The following is a 15,972-nucleotide window of genomic DNA, read 5'->3' on the forward strand; positions in this document are numbered from 1 at the left end:
TTCATCGGTTTCGTTTTCGACTATAAGCAAGAAAAACGAAAACGGGAGCTTGCTTGATGTATCTGTCGCCGCGCCATGCCGAGATCATCCAGATGGCTAAGGACAACGGCCGCGTGCTGGTCGACGATCTGGCCACGCATTTCAATGTGACGCCGCAGACCATACGCAAGGACCTCAACGATTTGTGCGACCAGCGGCTGCTTTCGCGCATCCATGGCGGCGCCTTGTTCCCGTCGGGCATCGAGAACATGGAGTATGAAGCCAGGCGCAAGATCGCGGCCGACGAGAAGGAAGCGATTGGCCGTGCGGCGGCGAGGCTGATCCCCGACAACGCCTCGCTGTTCATCAACATCGGCACCACGACGGAGGCGGTCAGCAAGGCGTTGCTCGATCATAACGGCCTGATGGTCATCACCAATAACATCAATGTTGCCAATAGGATGCGCATCTATCCTTCGATCGAGGTGGTGATTGCCGGTGGTGTGGTCCGCGGCTCGGACGGGGGTGTCGTCGGTGAGGCGGCGGTCGATTTCATCAGGCAGTTCAAGGTCGATTATGCTGTCATCGGTGCCTCCGCGATCGATCATGATGGAGCGCTGCTCGACTTCGATTTTCGCGAGGTGAAGGTGGCGCAAGCGATCATCGCCAATGCCAGGCATGTCATCCTGGTATCCGACCAGACCAAATTCGAGCGTACGGCGCCGGTACGCATCGGTCATCTGTCGCAGGTCAACACCTTCATCACCGATCGCTGCGAGATCGCTTCGGTGCGCAAGATCTGCCAGGAGGCCGAGGTTCAGCTGATCGAGACGTCGCCCGCCTGAGGTCTTTTATCGTCTTCTCGCCGGCTTGTTCACCGGCTTGTGATATTTCGTTTGACATTCGTTATGAGTTCGAAATAATTCCGCTACGGTTTCGCAAAAGACCCAAAATGGTGCAGTGCGAAATCGTGGAGGAATTAAGTGGACCCATCTTCAGTCCGGGACATTTTCGTCATAGGCGGCGGTATTAACGGCTGCGGAATCGCTCGTGATGCCGTTGGCCGCGGGTTTTCGGTCTTTCTCGCCGAGATGAATGACCTCGCCAGCGGAACCTCGTCCGGTTCGACCAAGCTGATCCATGGCGGGCTGCGCTATCTCGAATTCTACGAATTCCGCCTGGTGCGCGAGGCGCTCATGGAGCGCGAGGTTCTGTGGAAGAACGCACCGCACATTATCTGGCCGATGCGCTTCGTGCTGCCCTACGCCAGGGGCCTGCGACCCGCCTGGCTGATCCGGCTTGGCCTGTTCCTTTACGATCACATTGGCGGGCGCAAATTGCTGCCGGCGACCAGGACGCTCGACATGGCAAGCGACCCGGCGGGCAAGCCTTTGAAGCCGCTGTTCAAAAAGGCCTTCGAATATTCCGATGGCTGGGTCAACGATGCGCGGCTGGTGGCGCTGAATGCACGTGACGCTGCTGACCGGGGCGCAACCATCCGGACCCGCACGAAAGTGGTTGGAGCCCGCCGCGAAGGCGGGATCTGGACGATAAAGATCGAGAACCTGCAAACCGGCGAGACCGAAGAGGTCAAGGCACGGTTGCTGGTCAATGCGGCGGGGCCCTGGGTAGACCACGTGCTGTCCGGCGTCGTCGGGCAGAATGACGTTCACAACGTCCGCCTCGTGCAGGGCAGCCACATCGTCATCGCCAAGAAGTTCGACGATCCGCGCGCCTATTTCTTCCAGAACAGGGATGGCCGCATCATCTTCGCTATTCCCTACGAGGACGAGTTCACGCTGATCGGCACCACCGACCGGGATTATCCCGGCGATCCGCACGATGTGAAGATCAGCGACACCGAAATCGACTATCTCTGTGCCGCGGCGAGCGAGTATTTCGCGGTTCCCGTCAAGCGTTCGGACATTGTCTGGACCTATTCGGCCGTGCGTCCGCTCTATGATGACGGCGCCTCCAAGGCGCAGGAAGCGACGCGCGACTACGTGCTGAAGGCCGATGGCGGCGAGGGCGCCGCACCGCTGGTCAACGCGTTTGGCGGCAAGATCACCACCTACCGCCGGCTGGCGGAATCAATGCTGGAGAAGATCGAAGGTTTTCTCGGCAAGCGCGGCAAGCCGTGGACATCTGATGCGCCGCTGCCTGGCGGCGATTTTCCGGCCACCGGTTTCGATGCGCAGGTGGCGAAGCTGAAAAGCGCCTACCCTTTCCTCGACCAGCGTTTGGCGCGCCGGTTGACCAGGCTTTACGGGACGCGTGCGCAGGTTCTGCTCGGCTTGGCCAAGTCGATTGCCGATCTCGGCCGCAATTTCGGTGGCGATCTGCACGAGGCCGAGGTGCGCTATCTCGTTGAAAACGAATGGGCCGTCACGGCGGAAGATGTGCTGTGGCGACGGACCAAGCGCGGCCTGCATCTTAGCCGCGAGCAGGTCTCGGTACTCGATGAATTCATGCGCGGCATAAGCCGGCAGCATGTCGCGGCCGCCGAATGAAGAGGTTTTGAGCTGATGCGGAAAGCCTGGGAGGAGGCGTCATGCTGGAACTGAGGAACGTCACCAAGACGGTCGGTGCGGTCGAGCACATCCGCGAAGTGTCGCTGACGCTTCAGCACGGCTCGCTCAACGTTTTGCTAGGGCCCACGCTTTCCGGCAAGACCAGCTTGATGCGGCTGATGGCCGGCCTCGATGTGCCGACATCCGGCTCGGTCTGGTTCGACGGCCAGAATGTCACCGGCACGCCGGTGCAGAAGCGCAAGATCGCCATGGTCTACCAGCAGTTCATCAACTATCCGGCGATGACGGTCTATGACAACATCGCCTCGCCGCTCAGGGTGGCCGGTGTAGAGCAGGGCAAGATCGACAGCCAGGTGCGCGAGGCGGCAGCTCTCCTCAAGCTGACGCCCTATCTCGACCGCACCCCGCTCAGCCTGTCGGGCGGCCAGCAGCAGCGCACCGCGCTGGCGCGCGCCATCGTCAAGAATGCCAGCCTGGTGCTGCTCGACGAGCCGCTTGCCAACCTCGACTACAAGCTGCGCGAGGAATTGCGGGCCGAACTGCCGAGGATCTTTGCCGCTGCCGGCACAATCTTCGTCTACGCCACCACCGAGCCGCATGAGGCCCTGCTGCTCGGCGGCAACACGGCAACGCTGTCGGAAGGCCGCATCACCCAGTTCGGGCCGACCATCGACGTATTCCGCAAGCCGGTTGATCTGGTGACGGCCAGGACCTTCGCCGATCCGCCGCTCAACAGCATCGTGCTGGCCAAGAAGGGCGCGGACTTTCTGCTCGAGGGCGGCGTCAAGCTGCCGGTGCCCGCCGAACTCGTCGGCATCGCCGATACGAACTATACGATCGGCTTTCAGCCGCACCATCTTTCGCTCGACCGACCCAATGCCGCCGCGGTGCCGGTACGGGCAAAGGTCACCATCACCGAAATCACCGGGTCCGAGAGCTTCATCCATCTCGACTTTGCCGATGCCCGCTGGGTGATGTTGACCCACGGCATCAGGGATTTCGAGACAGACGCGGTGGTCGAAGTGTTCATCGATCCGCGTCACATCATGGTCTTCGACGAGCACGGCCGGGCTATGACCGCGCCGAAGCTGGCGGCTTAGGAGGGGCGATATGGCACGCATCGACGTCAACCACGTCAGGCATTCCTATCTGCCGAACCCGCGCACGGATGCCGATTTCGCGCTGCGCGAAGTGCATCATACCTTCGAGGATGGTGGCGCCTATGCACTGCTTGGGCCGTCCGGCTGCGGCAAGACCACGCTGCTCAACATCATTTCAGGGCTGCTTCATCCCTCGCATGGCCAGTTGCTGTTCAACGGCAGGGACGTGACCAATTTGTCGACGCAGGAGCGCAACATCGCGCAGGTGTTCCAGTTCCCGGTCATCTACGACACCATGACGGTCTACGACAATCTGGCGTTCCCGCTGCGCAATCGCGGCGTGCCGGAGGCCGACGTCGACCGCAAGGTGCGCGAGACGCTGGAGATGATCGACCTGGCCTCATGGGCGAAGAAGAAGGCGAGGGGCCTGACCGCCGACCAGAAGCAGAAAATCTCGCTCGGCCGTGGCCTGGTGCGCTCGGACGTCAACGCCATCCTGTTCGACGAACCGCTGACCGTCATCGATCCGCACATGAAATGGGTGCTGCGCTCGCAGTTGAAGCAGCTTCATCGCCGCTTCGGCTACACGATGGTCTATGTCACGCACGACCAGACCGAGGCGCTGACCTTCGCCGACCAGGTGGTCGTCATGTATGATGGCGGCATCGTGCAGATCGGCACGCCGGCGGAACTGTTCGAGCGGCCGCGTCACACTTTTGTCGGCTATTTCATCGGCTCGCCAGGCATGAATGTCGTGCCGGTGGCAATCGAAGGCAGGACGGCGACGCTCGGCTCGCAACGGATCGAATTGCCTGGAGTGCCCAAGGCCAGCGCCGGGGCCGTCGAGCTTGGCATCCGCCCGGAATATGTACGGCTCGGCAGCGACGGCATGGCCGTTTCAATCACCAAGGTCGAGGATGTAGGCCGCCACAAGGTGGTGCGCGCCAAGCTGGAGGGCCGCGAGATCGCGGCCGTCATCGGGGAGGACGAAACCGTTCCGGCCGAACCGAAGGTGCGGTTCGATCCGGCCGGCATCAACATCTATGCCGATTCCTGGCGTGTCGAGATGGGGGCATAGATGGACAAGACCTGGAATAACAAGGCCTGGTTCCTGGTGCTGCCGGTGCTTGTGCTGGTGGCCTTCACCGCCGTCGTCCCGCTGATGACGGTCGTCAACTATTCGGTGCAGGACACATTCGGCAACAACGTCTTCTTCTGGGCAGGTACGGAGTGGTTCGAGGAACTGCTTTCATCCAGCCGATTCTGGGAAGCGATGGTCCGCAACCTGGTCTTTTCCTTCATCATCCTTGCGATCGAGGTGCCGCTTGGCATCTTCATCGCGCTCAACATGCCTAAAAAGGGCTGGGGCGTGCCGGTGTGCCTGGTGCTGATGTCGCTGCCGCTGCTGATACCGTGGAACGTGGTCGGCACCATCTGGCAGGTGTTCGGGCGCAGCGACATCGGCCTGATGGGCTACTACCTCAACGCCATCGGCATCGACTACAATTATGTGCAGGATCCGTTCGACGCCTGGGTCACGATCATCGTCATGGACGTCTGGCACTGGACCAGCCTTGTCGTGCTGCTCTGCTATGCCGGCCTGGTCTCGATCCCCGACGCATTCTACCAGGCGGCCAAGATCGACGGTGCGTCGCGCTGGGCGGTCTTTCGCTACATTCAGTTGCCGAAGATGCAACGCGTGCTGCTGATCGCCGTTCTGCTGCGGTTCATGGACTCGTTCATGATCTACACCGAGCCCTTCGTCGTCACCGGCGGCGGTCCGGGCAACTCGACGACGTTCCTGTCGATCGACCTCGTCAAGACGGCACTCGGCCAGTTCGACCTTGGCCCGGCGGCGGCGATGTCGCTGGTCTACTTCCTCATCATCCTGTTGTTGTCGTGGGTGTTCTACACCGTGATGACCAACTACGACGCGGAGCGCTGAAATGGCTGGCGCCAACGAACGCACCGAGCGCAATGCAATGAACGGGACCGCCGCCGAAGGGCTCGCCAGTTCGCTCTCACAGAGCGAACTCGACAGGCGGATGCGCCGGCGCGGCGAGGAGTCGCGCTGGTGGTGGATCGTACCGACGCTCTACATCATCGTTCTGCTGCTGCCGATCTACTGGCTCATCAACATGAGCTTCAAGACCAATGCCGAGATCGTCAACTCGCTGACGCTTTATCCGCACGCGCCGACGATCGCCAACTACGTCACCATCTTCACGCAGAAGGCCTGGTATTCCGGCTACATCAACTCGATCACCTATGTCGTCATGAACACGGTGATTTCGGTGTCGGTGGCTCTGCCGGCGGCTTACGCTTTCTCGCGCTATCGTTTCCTTGGCGACAAGCATCTGTTCTTCTGGCTGCTGACCAACCGCATGGCGCCGCCGGCCGTGTTCGCGCTGCCGTTCTTCCAGCTCTATTCGGCTTTCGGCCTCATCGACACGCACATAGCGGTGGCGCTGGCGCACTGCCTGTTCAACGTGCCGCTGGCGGTGTGGATCCTGGAAGGCTTCATGTCGGGCGTGCCGAAGGAAATCGACGAGACGGCCTATATTGACGGCTATTCCTTCCCACGCTTCTTCCTCAAGATCTTCATGCCGCTGATCGCCAGCGGCATCGGCGTCGCCTGCTTCTTCTGCTTCATGTTTTCATGGGTGGAATTGCTGATCGCGCGCACGCTGACCACCACCGACGCCAAGCCGATCGCCGCCACCATGACCCGCACGGTCTCGGCCGCCGGCATGGATTGGGGCCTGCTCGCCGCCGCCGGCGTGCTGACGCTGATCCCCGGCGCGCTCGTCATCTGGTTCGTCCGCAATTACATCGCCAAGGGCTTTGCCCTGGGGAGGGTATAATGGTCGCGGGTGACGTCAAAATCTCCGAGCTGCGCCAACTGACCAACAGTCTGTTTGATGGTCTTGAAGATCAAGGCATTGACAGCATCCATGTGGCGCAAAGCCAATACTGGAAGGTCTATTTCACCGATGCGTTCCAAGCCGAAACTCCGACTTGTGTCATGGGGGACGTGTACGACGACCTCAACGATGTACGTGCGGAAGTCGACAAAGCTCGAGAAGACGAAACGATCTCGTGGCACGCATTCATGCACCTCGCCGGTTTGATCAACTTGGTCGCTTATGCCGCTGAAAACGGTGAGCTCGTGAAGTCTGCGGCAATGGAGGCGCGGCAATGAATCTAGACCTCTCCTGGATGGCCTGGACGTGGCCGACCGCGGCTTTCTTCGCGACCATTCTGCTACTGCTGTGCGGCATGGCCGCCTGGGAATACGCCTCGCCGGGCGGCAATCCGCGCGTCGGCATCCTGCGCTTCGAGACGACGCGCGGCGACCGTCTTTTCCTGTCGCTGCTTGGCAGCGCCTTTATCCATCTCGCTTGGCTGGGTCTTGTCGGATCCAACCTGTGGTGGGCTCTCGCTCTCTCCGTGGTCTACGCCATCGGCGTGTTCCGCTACGTATAGAGGGGGAAACTGTTGGAGCGGCCGCGTGCCGGCGACCGCTCCAGATCGCACTTGAAACCTTGAAACTGTGGAGGAAACTAATGCGACGTCAATTTTTAACATCAACGACCGCCATTGTCCTGTTGCTCGGGGCAGGCAACGCCTATGCCGGGATGGACGAGGCGAAAGCGTTCCTGGACAAGGAGATCGGCCCGCTGTCGACGCTCTCGCGCGCCGACCAGGAAGCCGAGATGCAGTGGTTCATCGATGCCGCGAAGCCTTTCGCCGGCATGGACATCAAGGTGGTGTCGGAAACCATCGCCACCCACCAGTATGAATCGCAGGTGCTGGCGCCGGCCTTTACCGCCATCACCGGTATCAAGATCACGCACGACGTCATCCAGGAAGGCGACGTCGTCGAGAAGATCCAGACCCAGATGCAGACCGGCCAGAACCTCTATGACGGCTGGGTCAACGATTCCGACCTGATCGGCACCCACTGGCGCTACCAGCAGGTGCGTAACCTGACCGACTGGATGGCGGGCGAGGGCAAGGATGTCACCAATCCCAACCTCGACCTGAAGGATTTCATCGGCACCTCCTTCACCACCGCTCCCGACAAGAAGCTCTACCAGCTGCCCGACCAGCAGTTCGCCAACCTCTACTGGTTCCGTTACGACTGGTTCAACGACGAGAAGAACAAGGCCGACTTCAAGGCCAAATACGGCTACGACCTCGGCGTGCCGGTCAACTGGTCGGCCTATGAGGACATCGCCGAATTCTTCACCGGCCGCGAGATCGACGGCAAGAAGGTCTATGGCCACATGGACTATGGCAAAAAGGATCCGTCGCTCGGCTGGCGGTTCACCGATGCCTGGCTGTCGATGGCCGGCAATGGCGACAAGGGCCTGCCGAACGGCCTGCCCGTCGACGAATGGGGCATCAAGGTCGACGAGAATTCGCGTCCTGTCGGCTCCTGCACGGCGCGGGGCGGCGACACGAATGGACCGGCGGCCGTCTACTCGATCCAGAAGTACCTCGACTGGCTGAAGGCCTACGCGCCGGCCGAAGCGCAAGGCATGACCTTCTCGGAATCCGGCCCTGTGCCGGCGCAGGGCGCGGTCGCGCAGCAGATCTTCTGGTACACCGCCTTCACCGCTTCGATGGTCGACGCCGGCGCCAAGGCGGTGCTGAATGACGACGGCACGCCGAAGTGGCGCATGGCCCCGTCGCCGCACGGCGTCTACTGGAAGGACGGCATGAAGCTCGGCTATCAGGACGTCGGTTCCTGGACGCTGATGAAGTCGACGCCGACCGACCGCGCCAAGGCCGCATGGCTCTACGCGCAGTTCGTCACCTCGAAGACCGTGGACGTGAAGAAAAGCCATGTCGGCCTGACCTTCATCCGCGAGAGCACGATCCACGACAAGAGCTTCACCGAACGCGCGCCGAAGCTCGGCGGCCTGATCGAGTTCTACCGCTCGCCGGCCCGTGTCCAGTGGTCGCCGACCGGCACCAACGTGCCTGACTATCCGAAGCTGGCACAGCTCTGGTGGCAGGCGATCGGCGATGCCTCGTCCGGCGCCAAGACGGCGCAGGAAGCGATGGACTCGCTCTGCGGCGAGCAGGAAAAGGTCATGAGCCGCATCGAGAAGTCGGGCGTTCAGGGCGATATCGGCCCGAAGATGGCCGAAGAGCATGACCTCGCCTACTGGAATGCCGACGCGGTCAAGAAGGGCAATCTCGCGCCTCAGTTGAAGATCGAGAACGAGAAGGAAAAGCCGATCACCATCAACTACGACGAACTGGTGAAGAGCTGGCAGAAGTGAGACTGTCCATGCGGGCGTTCGCGCCCGTGTGAAATTGGGGGAGGCGGCGCGTTGCCGTCTCCCCTGTTTGTGTCGAGGCGGAGGACTTCGGAATGAGTGGTTTTGTGCTGGCGATCGACCAGGGCACGACATCGACCCGGGCGATACTGTTCGATGACCGGATGAAGGTCGCGGGCACCGGCCAGAAGGAATTCAGCCAGCATTATCCGGCGTCGGGCTGGGTCGAGCACGACCCGGAAGAAATCTGGGCAAGCGTCGTGACCACCGTGAAGGCCGCACTGAAAAAGGCCGGCCGTACGGCTGCTGATGTCGTGGCCATCGGCATCACCAACCAGCGCGAGACCGTCGTCGTCTGGGACAGGGCGACGGGCAAACCGGTCCACAACGCCATCGTGTGGCAGGATCGGCGCACCGCACCGCTGTGCCAGAAGCTCAAGAAGCAGGGGCTCGAGAAGAAATTCACCCGCAAGACAGGGCTGCTGCTCGACCCCTATTTCTCGGGCACCAAGATCGCCTGGATGCTGGACAAGGTGAAAGGGGCAAGGCGGCGCGCCGGGAGAGGCGAATTGCTGGCGGGTACCATCGACAGTTTTTTGATCTGGCGGCTGACCGGCGGCAAGGTTCATGCCACCGACGCCACCAACGCCTCACGCACGCTTGTCTACAATATCGAGAAGAATGCCTGGGATGAGGAACTGCTTTCCATCCTGCGCATCCCGGCCGCGATGCTGCCGGAGGTCAAGGATTGTTCTGATGATTATGGAATCACAGAGAAAAATCTGTTTGGCGCCGAGATAAGAATCCTCGGCGTTGCCGGCGACCAGCATGCCGCAACCATCGGGCAGGCCTGCTTCGAGCCGGGTATGATGAAATCCACCTACGGCACCGGCTGTTTTGCGCTGCTCAACACCGGCAGCGATCTGGTGCGCTCGAAGAACCGGCTGTTGACGACCATCGCCTACCGGTTGAACGGCAAGACCACCTATGCGCTGGAAGGCTCGATTTTCATTGCGGGTGCCGCGGTGCAATGGCTGCGGGACGGCATCAAGGTGATCGGCAAGGCCGAGCAGAGCGGCAAACTGGCTGCCGAGGCCGATCCGACGCAGAACGTCTATCTGGTTCCTGCTTTTGTCGGGCTTGGCGCGCCGCATTGGGACGCCGAGGCACGCGGCGCCATCTTCGGGCTGACCCGAAATTCCGGTCCTGCCGAGTTCGCCCGAGCGGCTTTGGAATCAGTCGCTTACCAGACCCGCGACCTGCTCGATGCCATGCACAAGGATTGGAAGGGCGCCAAGGCAAAGACCGTGCTCAGGGTCGATGGCGGCATGGTGGCGTCGGACTGGACCATGCAGCGCCTCGCCGACATCCTCGACGCGCCGGTCGATCGGCCGACAATCCTGGAGACGACCGCGCTGGGGGCGGCCTGGCTCGCCGGCTCGAAGGCGGGCGTGTGGCCCGCGGCGCAGGAGTTCGCGAAAAGCTGGGCGCTCGAGCGACGGTTCAAGCCTGATATGGACGCATCCAATCGTGCTGCGAAACTAGCAGGCTGGCGTGATGCGGTGCGCAGGACACTGAGCGCATAAAGGAAGGCCCGCGCCGTTTCCGACGCGGGCCTGGAGCTCACACTTTCAGGCCACTCATACTCACTTTGGGGATCAGTAAGGCGAACGGCACTCCCGACGAGGGCCATTGTTTGGCTGGAAAGTGTTGTCCGAAGCGCGGTAGCTCCGATAATGATTGTAGCACCACTGCACATGGGCATTGCCTTCATAGACGCGGTTGTTCTCGTTGACGATCGCGCCGGTGATCAGTGCGCCAGTCGCGAAGGCAGCGAGCGGGAACCAGTAATCGCCATGACGGCGGTAGCCGGGGTGATATTCCCGATAGCCGCGATGACCATTCCAATACATGTCACTGTTGCGACTGAAGCTGCGATTGCGCGAGAAATTGCGGTCGAAGGAGCGGTTTCTCCTCCACTCCCGATATTGCACTGTCTGCACATCCGGCGTTGCCGCCTGGGACAAAGGCACGTAGGCGGGCTGAGCGTTGACCGGAACCACCTCCGCCGCGACGAATGTGGCGGAAAGCGTGGCGGCAAGCAGGCCCGTTGTGATTCTATTCATCGGTCTTCTCCTCAGGGGTTTGGCGTACGTCCCTTTGGCGAAAAACGATGGCGCGTCGGATTTGTTCCGCCGTGTTGGCAGCCGCTGCCCGACCGAAACCAAATCCGCCGGGCTGCTCACCTCAGCCCGGGGAACAAAAGCAAGGGGCAGCGACTTAGGGCAAAGAGCGGGTTTGGAACCCATCTTTTCCGGTTGACCGGTCGCGGCACTCTCCCTATGTTCCGCGCAATTTCGGGGGCGCCCTTTTCGAGCCCGCGGGAGCGCGTAGCTCAGCCGGTAGAGCAACTGACTTTTAATCAGTAGGTCATGGGTTCGAATCCCATCGCGCTCACCAAATGCATCAGGTCTCGGTATCCGTAAATCTGTGTCCGCTCGGTGTTCGCAAATTGAGGCGGGCAGGCCCAAGGCTTTCCGCGATCACACCATAGGCTAACGCGATCACACAGTTCACAATAAAACTACAAGCGGTCGATTCCTTCAGGGATGTAGCCACTCCAAAAGCCCGTCGCAGGTCGCTCCTGTGGCGGGTTTTTCATTAACCGGGGACTGAGGGGCCACGGCGTACGGCATTGTTGACCGTCAGCGTCCCCTGCAGCCTTGCACTCGTCGCTGAGCCGGACAAGCAATTGGCTGTCGCATTTGAACCCTGTCCACGTATTTTAGCATCTGCTTGAATTTCTTCTGAAGCAGGATCATGATGCAACAGGTTTGAAGGGTAAAGCGTCATGGAATTCGCAAGCTGCTATGACCAGAGCGCGAGCATCTTTGCGTCGACGATGTTCTTGAACATCACGGCGTTTTTCATAATTCTGGCCGCGTTTGCCGTTGCACGGCTGATTACAATATCCAGCGAAGGTTCCGTGAACCGGCTTCAGACCGCGTAAAGCCCGGGCATATGGCCGCAGAGAAGGTGCTCGCGGTCAAGGACTGGACTGCGCTATAAGCGACGAGACGCCCGACGAGCAGCAACGCCTCAGACGCTGCGCGACAAATGCACGTCCAGAACGGCAGCCTTCTTGGCAATCAGTCCTTCCACATCCGCGTCGGATCGCTTGGTGCCGGTTCGTTCGCGCAGCAGGGAGATCACCGCGCTCATCGAAAGCTGGGCGGTCCGACCGCTCAGGATGGCATCCACCGCGCCGGCAACATCCGGTGTGTCCGTCGGTGCTCGCATGATCGGTTCCTTTCTGTTCAGCTCGGCCTCGGCGCCGTCGGCCGGTCCCCGCACACCCCGGTCGAAGATGACGGCCAGGCCGTTCTTCACGGCGAGGGCGGCGACCATGTCGTCAAGTTCGTGATCGGAAAGTGCTGGCTCCGAAGGATCGGGTTTCAGGGTTCTGCGGATCACTCGGGCAGCCTGGTCCGTCGACACAAAGCCAAAGTGCCGTTTTCTGGCCTCGACATATTGTTCGACGATCATGCTCAGGCGCCGGGCTGCGATATCCCTGGGTTGCTGCATCTGGACCTCCTTCGGCTGCGGTAAGCGCAGGCCGGCATTACCGACAGGAAATAGGGCGGCTGGTCGAATCAAACAGGGGACGGATCGATCATTCGACGCATCTTCCAATGATTCAGGAACGATCCCGGCCCTGATGCATTTTGGCTCTATGACCAGCTCATTGAGGGACGCCGGGACATGAAGATTGCCCACGTCGCACCACTTTACGAGTCGGTGCCGCCAAGACTCTACGGGGGCACCGAACGCATCATCTCATATCTTACCGAAGCTCTCGTCGGCCTCGGCCACGACGTGACGTTGTTCGCCAGTGGCGACACGAAGACCTCCGCCAGACTGGTGCCGTGCCGCGAAAGGGCGCTTCGTCTCGATCCCCGTCCGCTGAAGTCCGAGATCGCGGCGCATCTGTCGATGCTCGATGAAGTGAGGAAACGGGCCGACGATTTCGATGTCGTCCATTTCCATCTCAGCCATTTCCTGCATTTTCCGTTTTTCCGTGATATGCCGCAGCGCACGGTGACGACCCCGCATGGCAGGCTGGATTACGCGGACCTTGCGCAGGCCTATGACCGGTTTCCGCGGTTTCCCATGATTTCCATATCCCGCAGCCAGCGGGCGCGGTTCGCGTCCGCGAATTGGCTGGCGACAATCCATCATGGGCTGCCGCTTGGGCTTTATGAGCCCGATTTCGAGGCAGGCACTGATGGCGCCTATCTGGCGTTCCTCGGCAGAATGTCGCGCGACAAGCGGCCGGACCGGGCGATCGAGATCGCTCGCCGCACCGGCCTGAAACTGAAGCTCGCCGCCAAGATCGGCGATGGCGACCGCGCCTATTTCGAGGAAGTCGTGCAGCCGCTGATCGATGGCGACCGGGTCGAGTATGTCGGCGAGATCGACGAGGACCAGAAGGGCAGGTTTCTGGGCAATGCGGCCGCTTTGCTGTTTCCCATCGATTGGCCCGAACCCTTCGGGCTTGCGGTGATCGAGGCCATGGCCTGCGGAACCCCAGTCATGGCCTGGAGTTGCGGGGCCATGCCAGAGATCATCGATTATGGGGTCACCGGCTTTGTCGTCGAAACCATCGAAGATGCCGTCGCCTCGATGCCCGCTCTCCTGCAACTCGACAGGCGAAGAATAAGAGCGGTCTTCGAAAGGCGGTTTTCCGCCGACAGAATGGCCAGGGATTATGTCGCGGCGTATTCGCGGCTGAGCAATGGCGTCGAGCAGAGCAGAGCCTCGTAGACCTTCAACCCGTTCGGAAACCAGCACGGGACAATCTTCTTGACCATTACCCAACTCGACGAGCGCAAGCTCGATCCTGCCATAGCACTGGCTTCCCTGGACGAAACCGCCCCCAGGGAGCCGCATCGGCTTTATGCTCTCAAGCATGGCGATTGCTTTGCGGTCGCCGATGCCTATGGCGACATACGTGGCGCCGGCGACGGCTTCTTCCGCGACGACACGCGTGTGCTTTCAGAATTTCGCCTGACTGTTGGCGGGCGGTCGCTGTCGTTGCTTGGCGCATCGCTCAGCCAGGACAACGTCCTGTTCACCACCAACCTGACCAATCTGCCGATCGAGAGCACCGCGAGCCGCCAGATTCCGCAGGGTGCGATCCATATCGAGCGCGCCAGGCTTCTGTGGGAGGAAAGGCTGTATGAACGCATCACGCTCTCCAACTACAGCCGGGAGCATTCGACGGTCCTGGTGTCGCTGCGCTTTGGTGCCGATTTTCGCGACATGTTCGAAGTCCGTGGCTCGACCCGCTCCAAACGCGGCACCGCCCACACGGCCGAGATCGATCGGAACTCGGTCGTGCTCCGCTACGAAGGCCTGGACAAGGTGGTACGGACCTCCGCGATATCGTTTTCGCAGACGCCCGATCAATTGACCTCCGAGCGGGCGGATTTCTTCATCGCGATTACCAAGCGAAGCAGCCAGACGCTTTACGTGGAAGTGGGCGGCGAGACGCCAGACCGCCCCGAAAGCCGGCGGTTCCGGGCTGCCGCCGCCCGTGCCCGTTTCGGCATGCGCGCCAAGCGCCGGCACGGGGCGACACTGCACAGTTCGGGCCGCGTCTTCAATGATTGGATGGAGCGGGCCCGCGCCGATGTGGCGTTGCTCACGACGGAATTGACGACCGGCCCTTACCCCTATGCCGGGATTCCATGGTTCTCCACCGCCTTCGGCCGGGACGGCGTGATCTCAGCTCTGCAGATGCTTTGGCTCAATCCCGGCCTGGCTCGTGGTGTGCTTGCCTTTCTCGCCCAGCACCAGGCGACCGAGACCTCCCCCTTCAGCGATTCCGAGCCCGGCAAGATCATGCACGAGACCCGCAAGGGCGAGATGGCGGCGCTGAGTGAGTTGCCGTTCGGCCGCTATTATGGCGGCGTCGACACGACGCCGCTCTACATCCATCTCGCCTGCGCCTATGCGGACCGCACGGGAGACACGGCTTTCATCGATGGCCTGTGGCCATCGCTGTGCGCCGCCGCCGAGTGGATCGAGACAGCCAGTCGTTCGACAGGGTTCCTTACCTACCAGCGCGCCGCCGAGTCCGGCCTTGCCAACCAGGGATGGAAGGACAGTTTCGATTCCGTCTTCCATGCCGATGGCCGCATTCCGAAAGGACCGATCGCTCTGGTCGAGGTGCAGGGCTACGTCTTTGCAGCGTTCCAGGGATTGGCAAAGCTTGCACGGCTGCGCGGCGAAGAGGAGCGGGCCGAAAATTGGGAAATGCGCGCCGATGTCATTCGCCAACAAGTCGAACGCCATTTCTGGATCGAGGACCTCAGCTACTATGCGCTGGCGATCGATGGCGATGGCCAACCCTGCAAGGTACGCACGTCCAACGCCGGTCACCTGCTGTATGTCGGCCTTCCCGATCCGGATCGCGCACGCATGGTCGCCGACCAGCTGCTGTCGGCTTCATTCCATTCCGGCTGGGGGCTGAGGACGCTGGCTGACGACGCGATCTTCTTCAATCCGATGTCGTATCACAACGGGTCCATCTGGCCGCACGACACCGCGATCTGCGCCGCCGGACTGGCGCGCTACGGCATCCGCGACAGCGTGGTGCGGTTGATGAGCGGGACTTTCGAATCCGCGGTTCATTTCAACATGCGGCTGCCCGAACTGTTCTGTGGGTTCACGCGCGCGGCCGGCGAAGCGCCGATTGCCTATCCAGTGGCTTGCCTGCCGCAGGCCTGGTCCGCAGGTTCCGCCTTCATGCTCATGCAGGCCTGCCTCGGCCTTCAGATCGATGGTGGGACGAACGAAATTCACGTGACCCAGCCGCGCTTGCCGATCGGTATCGACAATCTCGTCATTCGTCATCTCTCGGTAGGACATGTGGCGGTGGATCTGACGTTTCAACGCGTGGGAGATCGTGTCGGCGCCTTCCTTGCGGATGCGCATGAGGGACTGGTGCCTCTGGTGGTCAGGAGTTGAAAAATCGGAACCATCATGTGTGCGGAACGTTGGATCACC

14 protein-coding genes and 1 tRNA gene are annotated in these 15,972 nt (G+C 61.2%); 13 read left to right on the forward strand and 2 right to left on the reverse strand.

Annotated elements, in window-relative coordinates; all coding sequences use genetic code 11:
* Positions 1–56: 56 nt before the first annotated feature.
* The 10 genes from EN851_RS04485 (at position 57) to glpK (ending at position 10,487) form a co-directional block, all read left to right on the forward strand.
* The gene (locus EN851_RS04485) at positions 57–824 is read left to right on the forward strand and encodes a DeoR/GlpR family DNA-binding transcription regulator (protein ID WP_127281059.1); all 768 of its coding nucleotides are present in this window, start codon (positions 57–59) and stop codon (positions 822–824) included.
* Between the two features lie 138 nt (positions 825–962).
* Complete coding sequence (gene glpD, locus EN851_RS04490) at positions 963–2,489, forward strand: glycerol-3-phosphate dehydrogenase (RefSeq protein WP_135918450.1); 1,527 nt, start codon at positions 963–965, stop codon at positions 2,487–2,489.
* Between the two features lie 41 nt (positions 2,490–2,530).
* Positions 2,531–3,610, forward strand: a complete 1,080-nt coding sequence (locus tag EN851_RS04495; RefSeq protein ID WP_135928657.1) for an ABC transporter ATP-binding protein — start codon at positions 2,531–2,533, stop codon at positions 3,608–3,610.
* Between the two features lie 10 nt (positions 3,611–3,620).
* Positions 3,621–4,688, forward strand: coding sequence for an ABC transporter ATP-binding protein (locus EN851_RS04500; protein WP_135864493.1), 1,068 nt, complete (start codon positions 3,621–3,623; stop codon positions 4,686–4,688).
* Positions 4,689–5,555, forward strand: coding sequence for a sugar ABC transporter permease (locus tag EN851_RS04505; protein WP_127280974.1), 867 nt, complete (start codon positions 4,689–4,691; stop codon positions 5,553–5,555).
* A gap of 1 nt (position 5,556) precedes the next feature.
* Positions 5,557–6,474, forward strand: coding sequence for a carbohydrate ABC transporter permease (locus EN851_RS04510; RefSeq protein ID WP_135864495.1), 918 nt, complete (start codon positions 5,557–5,559; stop codon positions 6,472–6,474).
* A complete protein-coding gene (locus tag EN851_RS04515) occupies positions 6,474–6,812 on the forward strand; it encodes a hypothetical protein (protein WP_127278380.1) in 339 nt (112 codons plus the stop codon). Before EN851_RS04510 ends, EN851_RS04515 begins: the two co-directional genes overlap by 1 nt.
* On the forward strand, positions 6,809–7,096 hold the full coding sequence (locus EN851_RS04520; RefSeq protein ID WP_127278379.1) for a DUF2160 domain-containing protein: 288 nt from the start codon (positions 6,809–6,811) through the stop codon (positions 7,094–7,096). Before EN851_RS04515 ends, EN851_RS04520 begins: the two co-directional genes overlap by 4 nt.
* A gap of 80 nt (positions 7,097–7,176) precedes the next feature.
* Complete coding sequence (locus EN851_RS04525) at positions 7,177–8,904, forward strand: ABC transporter substrate-binding protein (RefSeq protein WP_127278378.1); 1,728 nt, start codon at positions 7,177–7,179, stop codon at positions 8,902–8,904.
* Between the two features lie 92 nt (positions 8,905–8,996).
* The gene (glpK, locus tag EN851_RS04530; RefSeq protein WP_135880434.1) at positions 8,997–10,487 is read left to right on the forward strand and encodes a glycerol kinase GlpK; all 1,491 of its coding nucleotides are present in this window, start codon (positions 8,997–8,999) and stop codon (positions 10,485–10,487) included.
* A 72-nt stretch (positions 10,488–10,559) separates the two neighbouring features.
* Here glpK and EN851_RS04535 read toward each other — a convergent pair whose 3' ends face one another.
* Positions 10,560–11,027, reverse strand: a complete 468-nt coding sequence (locus tag EN851_RS04535) for a BA14K family protein (protein WP_135915863.1) — start codon at positions 11,025–11,027, stop codon at positions 10,560–10,562.
* 258 nt (positions 11,028–11,285) lie between these two features.
* On the opposite strand from EN851_RS04535, the gene EN851_RS04540 reads away from it, so the two are divergent.
* Positions 11,286–11,361: transfer RNA gene (locus tag EN851_RS04540), tRNA-Lys, on the forward strand.
* Positions 11,362–12,000: 639 nt separating this feature from the next.
* On the opposite strand, the gene EN851_RS36175 is transcribed toward EN851_RS04540, so the two are convergent.
* Positions 12,001–12,486 carry a hypothetical protein gene (locus EN851_RS36175; protein WP_189521764.1) on the reverse strand — a complete coding sequence of 162 codons (486 nt, stop codon included), beginning with the start codon at positions 12,484–12,486 and terminating at the stop codon, positions 12,001–12,003.
* A gap of 177 nt (positions 12,487–12,663) precedes the next feature.
* Between EN851_RS36175 and EN851_RS04555 the strand changes: the two genes are divergently transcribed.
* Together EN851_RS04555 and EN851_RS04560 are read left to right on the forward strand one after the other, a co-directional pair.
* Entirely contained in the window at positions 12,664–13,725 is a 1,062-nt protein-coding gene (locus tag EN851_RS04555) for a glycosyltransferase family 4 protein (protein WP_135864578.1), read from the forward strand.
* 45 nt (positions 13,726–13,770) lie between these two features.
* Complete coding sequence (locus EN851_RS04560) at positions 13,771–15,933, forward strand: amylo-alpha-1,6-glucosidase (protein WP_135929156.1); 2,163 nt, start codon at positions 13,771–13,773, stop codon at positions 15,931–15,933.
* Positions 15,934–15,972: the final 39 nt, after the last annotated feature.

It is taken from the genome of Mesorhizobium sp. M8A.F.Ca.ET.208.01.1.1 (assembly GCF_004791315.1).
GTDB lineage: Bacteria > Pseudomonadota > Alphaproteobacteria > Rhizobiales > Rhizobiaceae > Mesorhizobium.

What these genes read in the sequence shown, in the direction of transcription:
- EN851_RS04505 (WP_127280974.1), top strand. Translation starts at nt 4,689, where the DNA reads ATGGACAAGACCTGGAATAACAAGGCCTGGTTCCTGGTGCTGCCGGTG.
- EN851_RS04515 (WP_127278380.1), top strand. Translation starts at nt 6,474, where the DNA reads ATGGTCGCGGGTGACGTCAAAATCTCCGAGCTGCGCCAACTGACCAAC.
- EN851_RS04520 (WP_127278379.1), top strand. Translation starts at nt 6,809, where the DNA reads ATGAATCTAGACCTCTCCTGGATGGCCTGGACGTGGCCGACCGCGGCT.
- EN851_RS04485 (WP_127281059.1), top strand. Translation starts at nt 57, where the DNA reads ATGTATCTGTCGCCGCGCCATGCCGAGATCATCCAGATGGCTAAGGAC.
- EN851_RS36175 (WP_189521764.1), bottom strand. Translation starts at nt 12,486, where the DNA reads ATGCAGCAACCCAGGGATATCGCAGCCCGGCGCCTGAGCATGATCGTC.
- EN851_RS04510 (WP_135864495.1), top strand. Translation starts at nt 5,557, where the DNA reads ATGGCTGGCGCCAACGAACGCACCGAGCGCAATGCAATGAACGGGACC.
- EN851_RS04555 (WP_135864578.1), top strand. Translation starts at nt 12,664, where the DNA reads ATGAAGATTGCCCACGTCGCACCACTTTACGAGTCGGTGCCGCCAAGA.
- EN851_RS04500 (WP_135864493.1), top strand. Translation starts at nt 3,621, where the DNA reads ATGGCACGCATCGACGTCAACCACGTCAGGCATTCCTATCTGCCGAAC.
- EN851_RS04535 (WP_135915863.1), bottom strand. Translation starts at nt 11,027, where the DNA reads ATGAATAGAATCACAACGGGCCTGCTTGCCGCCACGCTTTCCGCCACA.
- glpK (WP_135880434.1), top strand. Translation starts at nt 8,997, where the DNA reads ATGAGTGGTTTTGTGCTGGCGATCGACCAGGGCACGACATCGACCCGG.
- EN851_RS04495 (WP_135928657.1), top strand. Translation starts at nt 2,531, where the DNA reads ATGCTGGAACTGAGGAACGTCACCAAGACGGTCGGTGCGGTCGAGCAC.
- EN851_RS04525 (WP_127278378.1), top strand. Translation starts at nt 7,177, where the DNA reads ATGCGACGTCAATTTTTAACATCAACGACCGCCATTGTCCTGTTGCTC.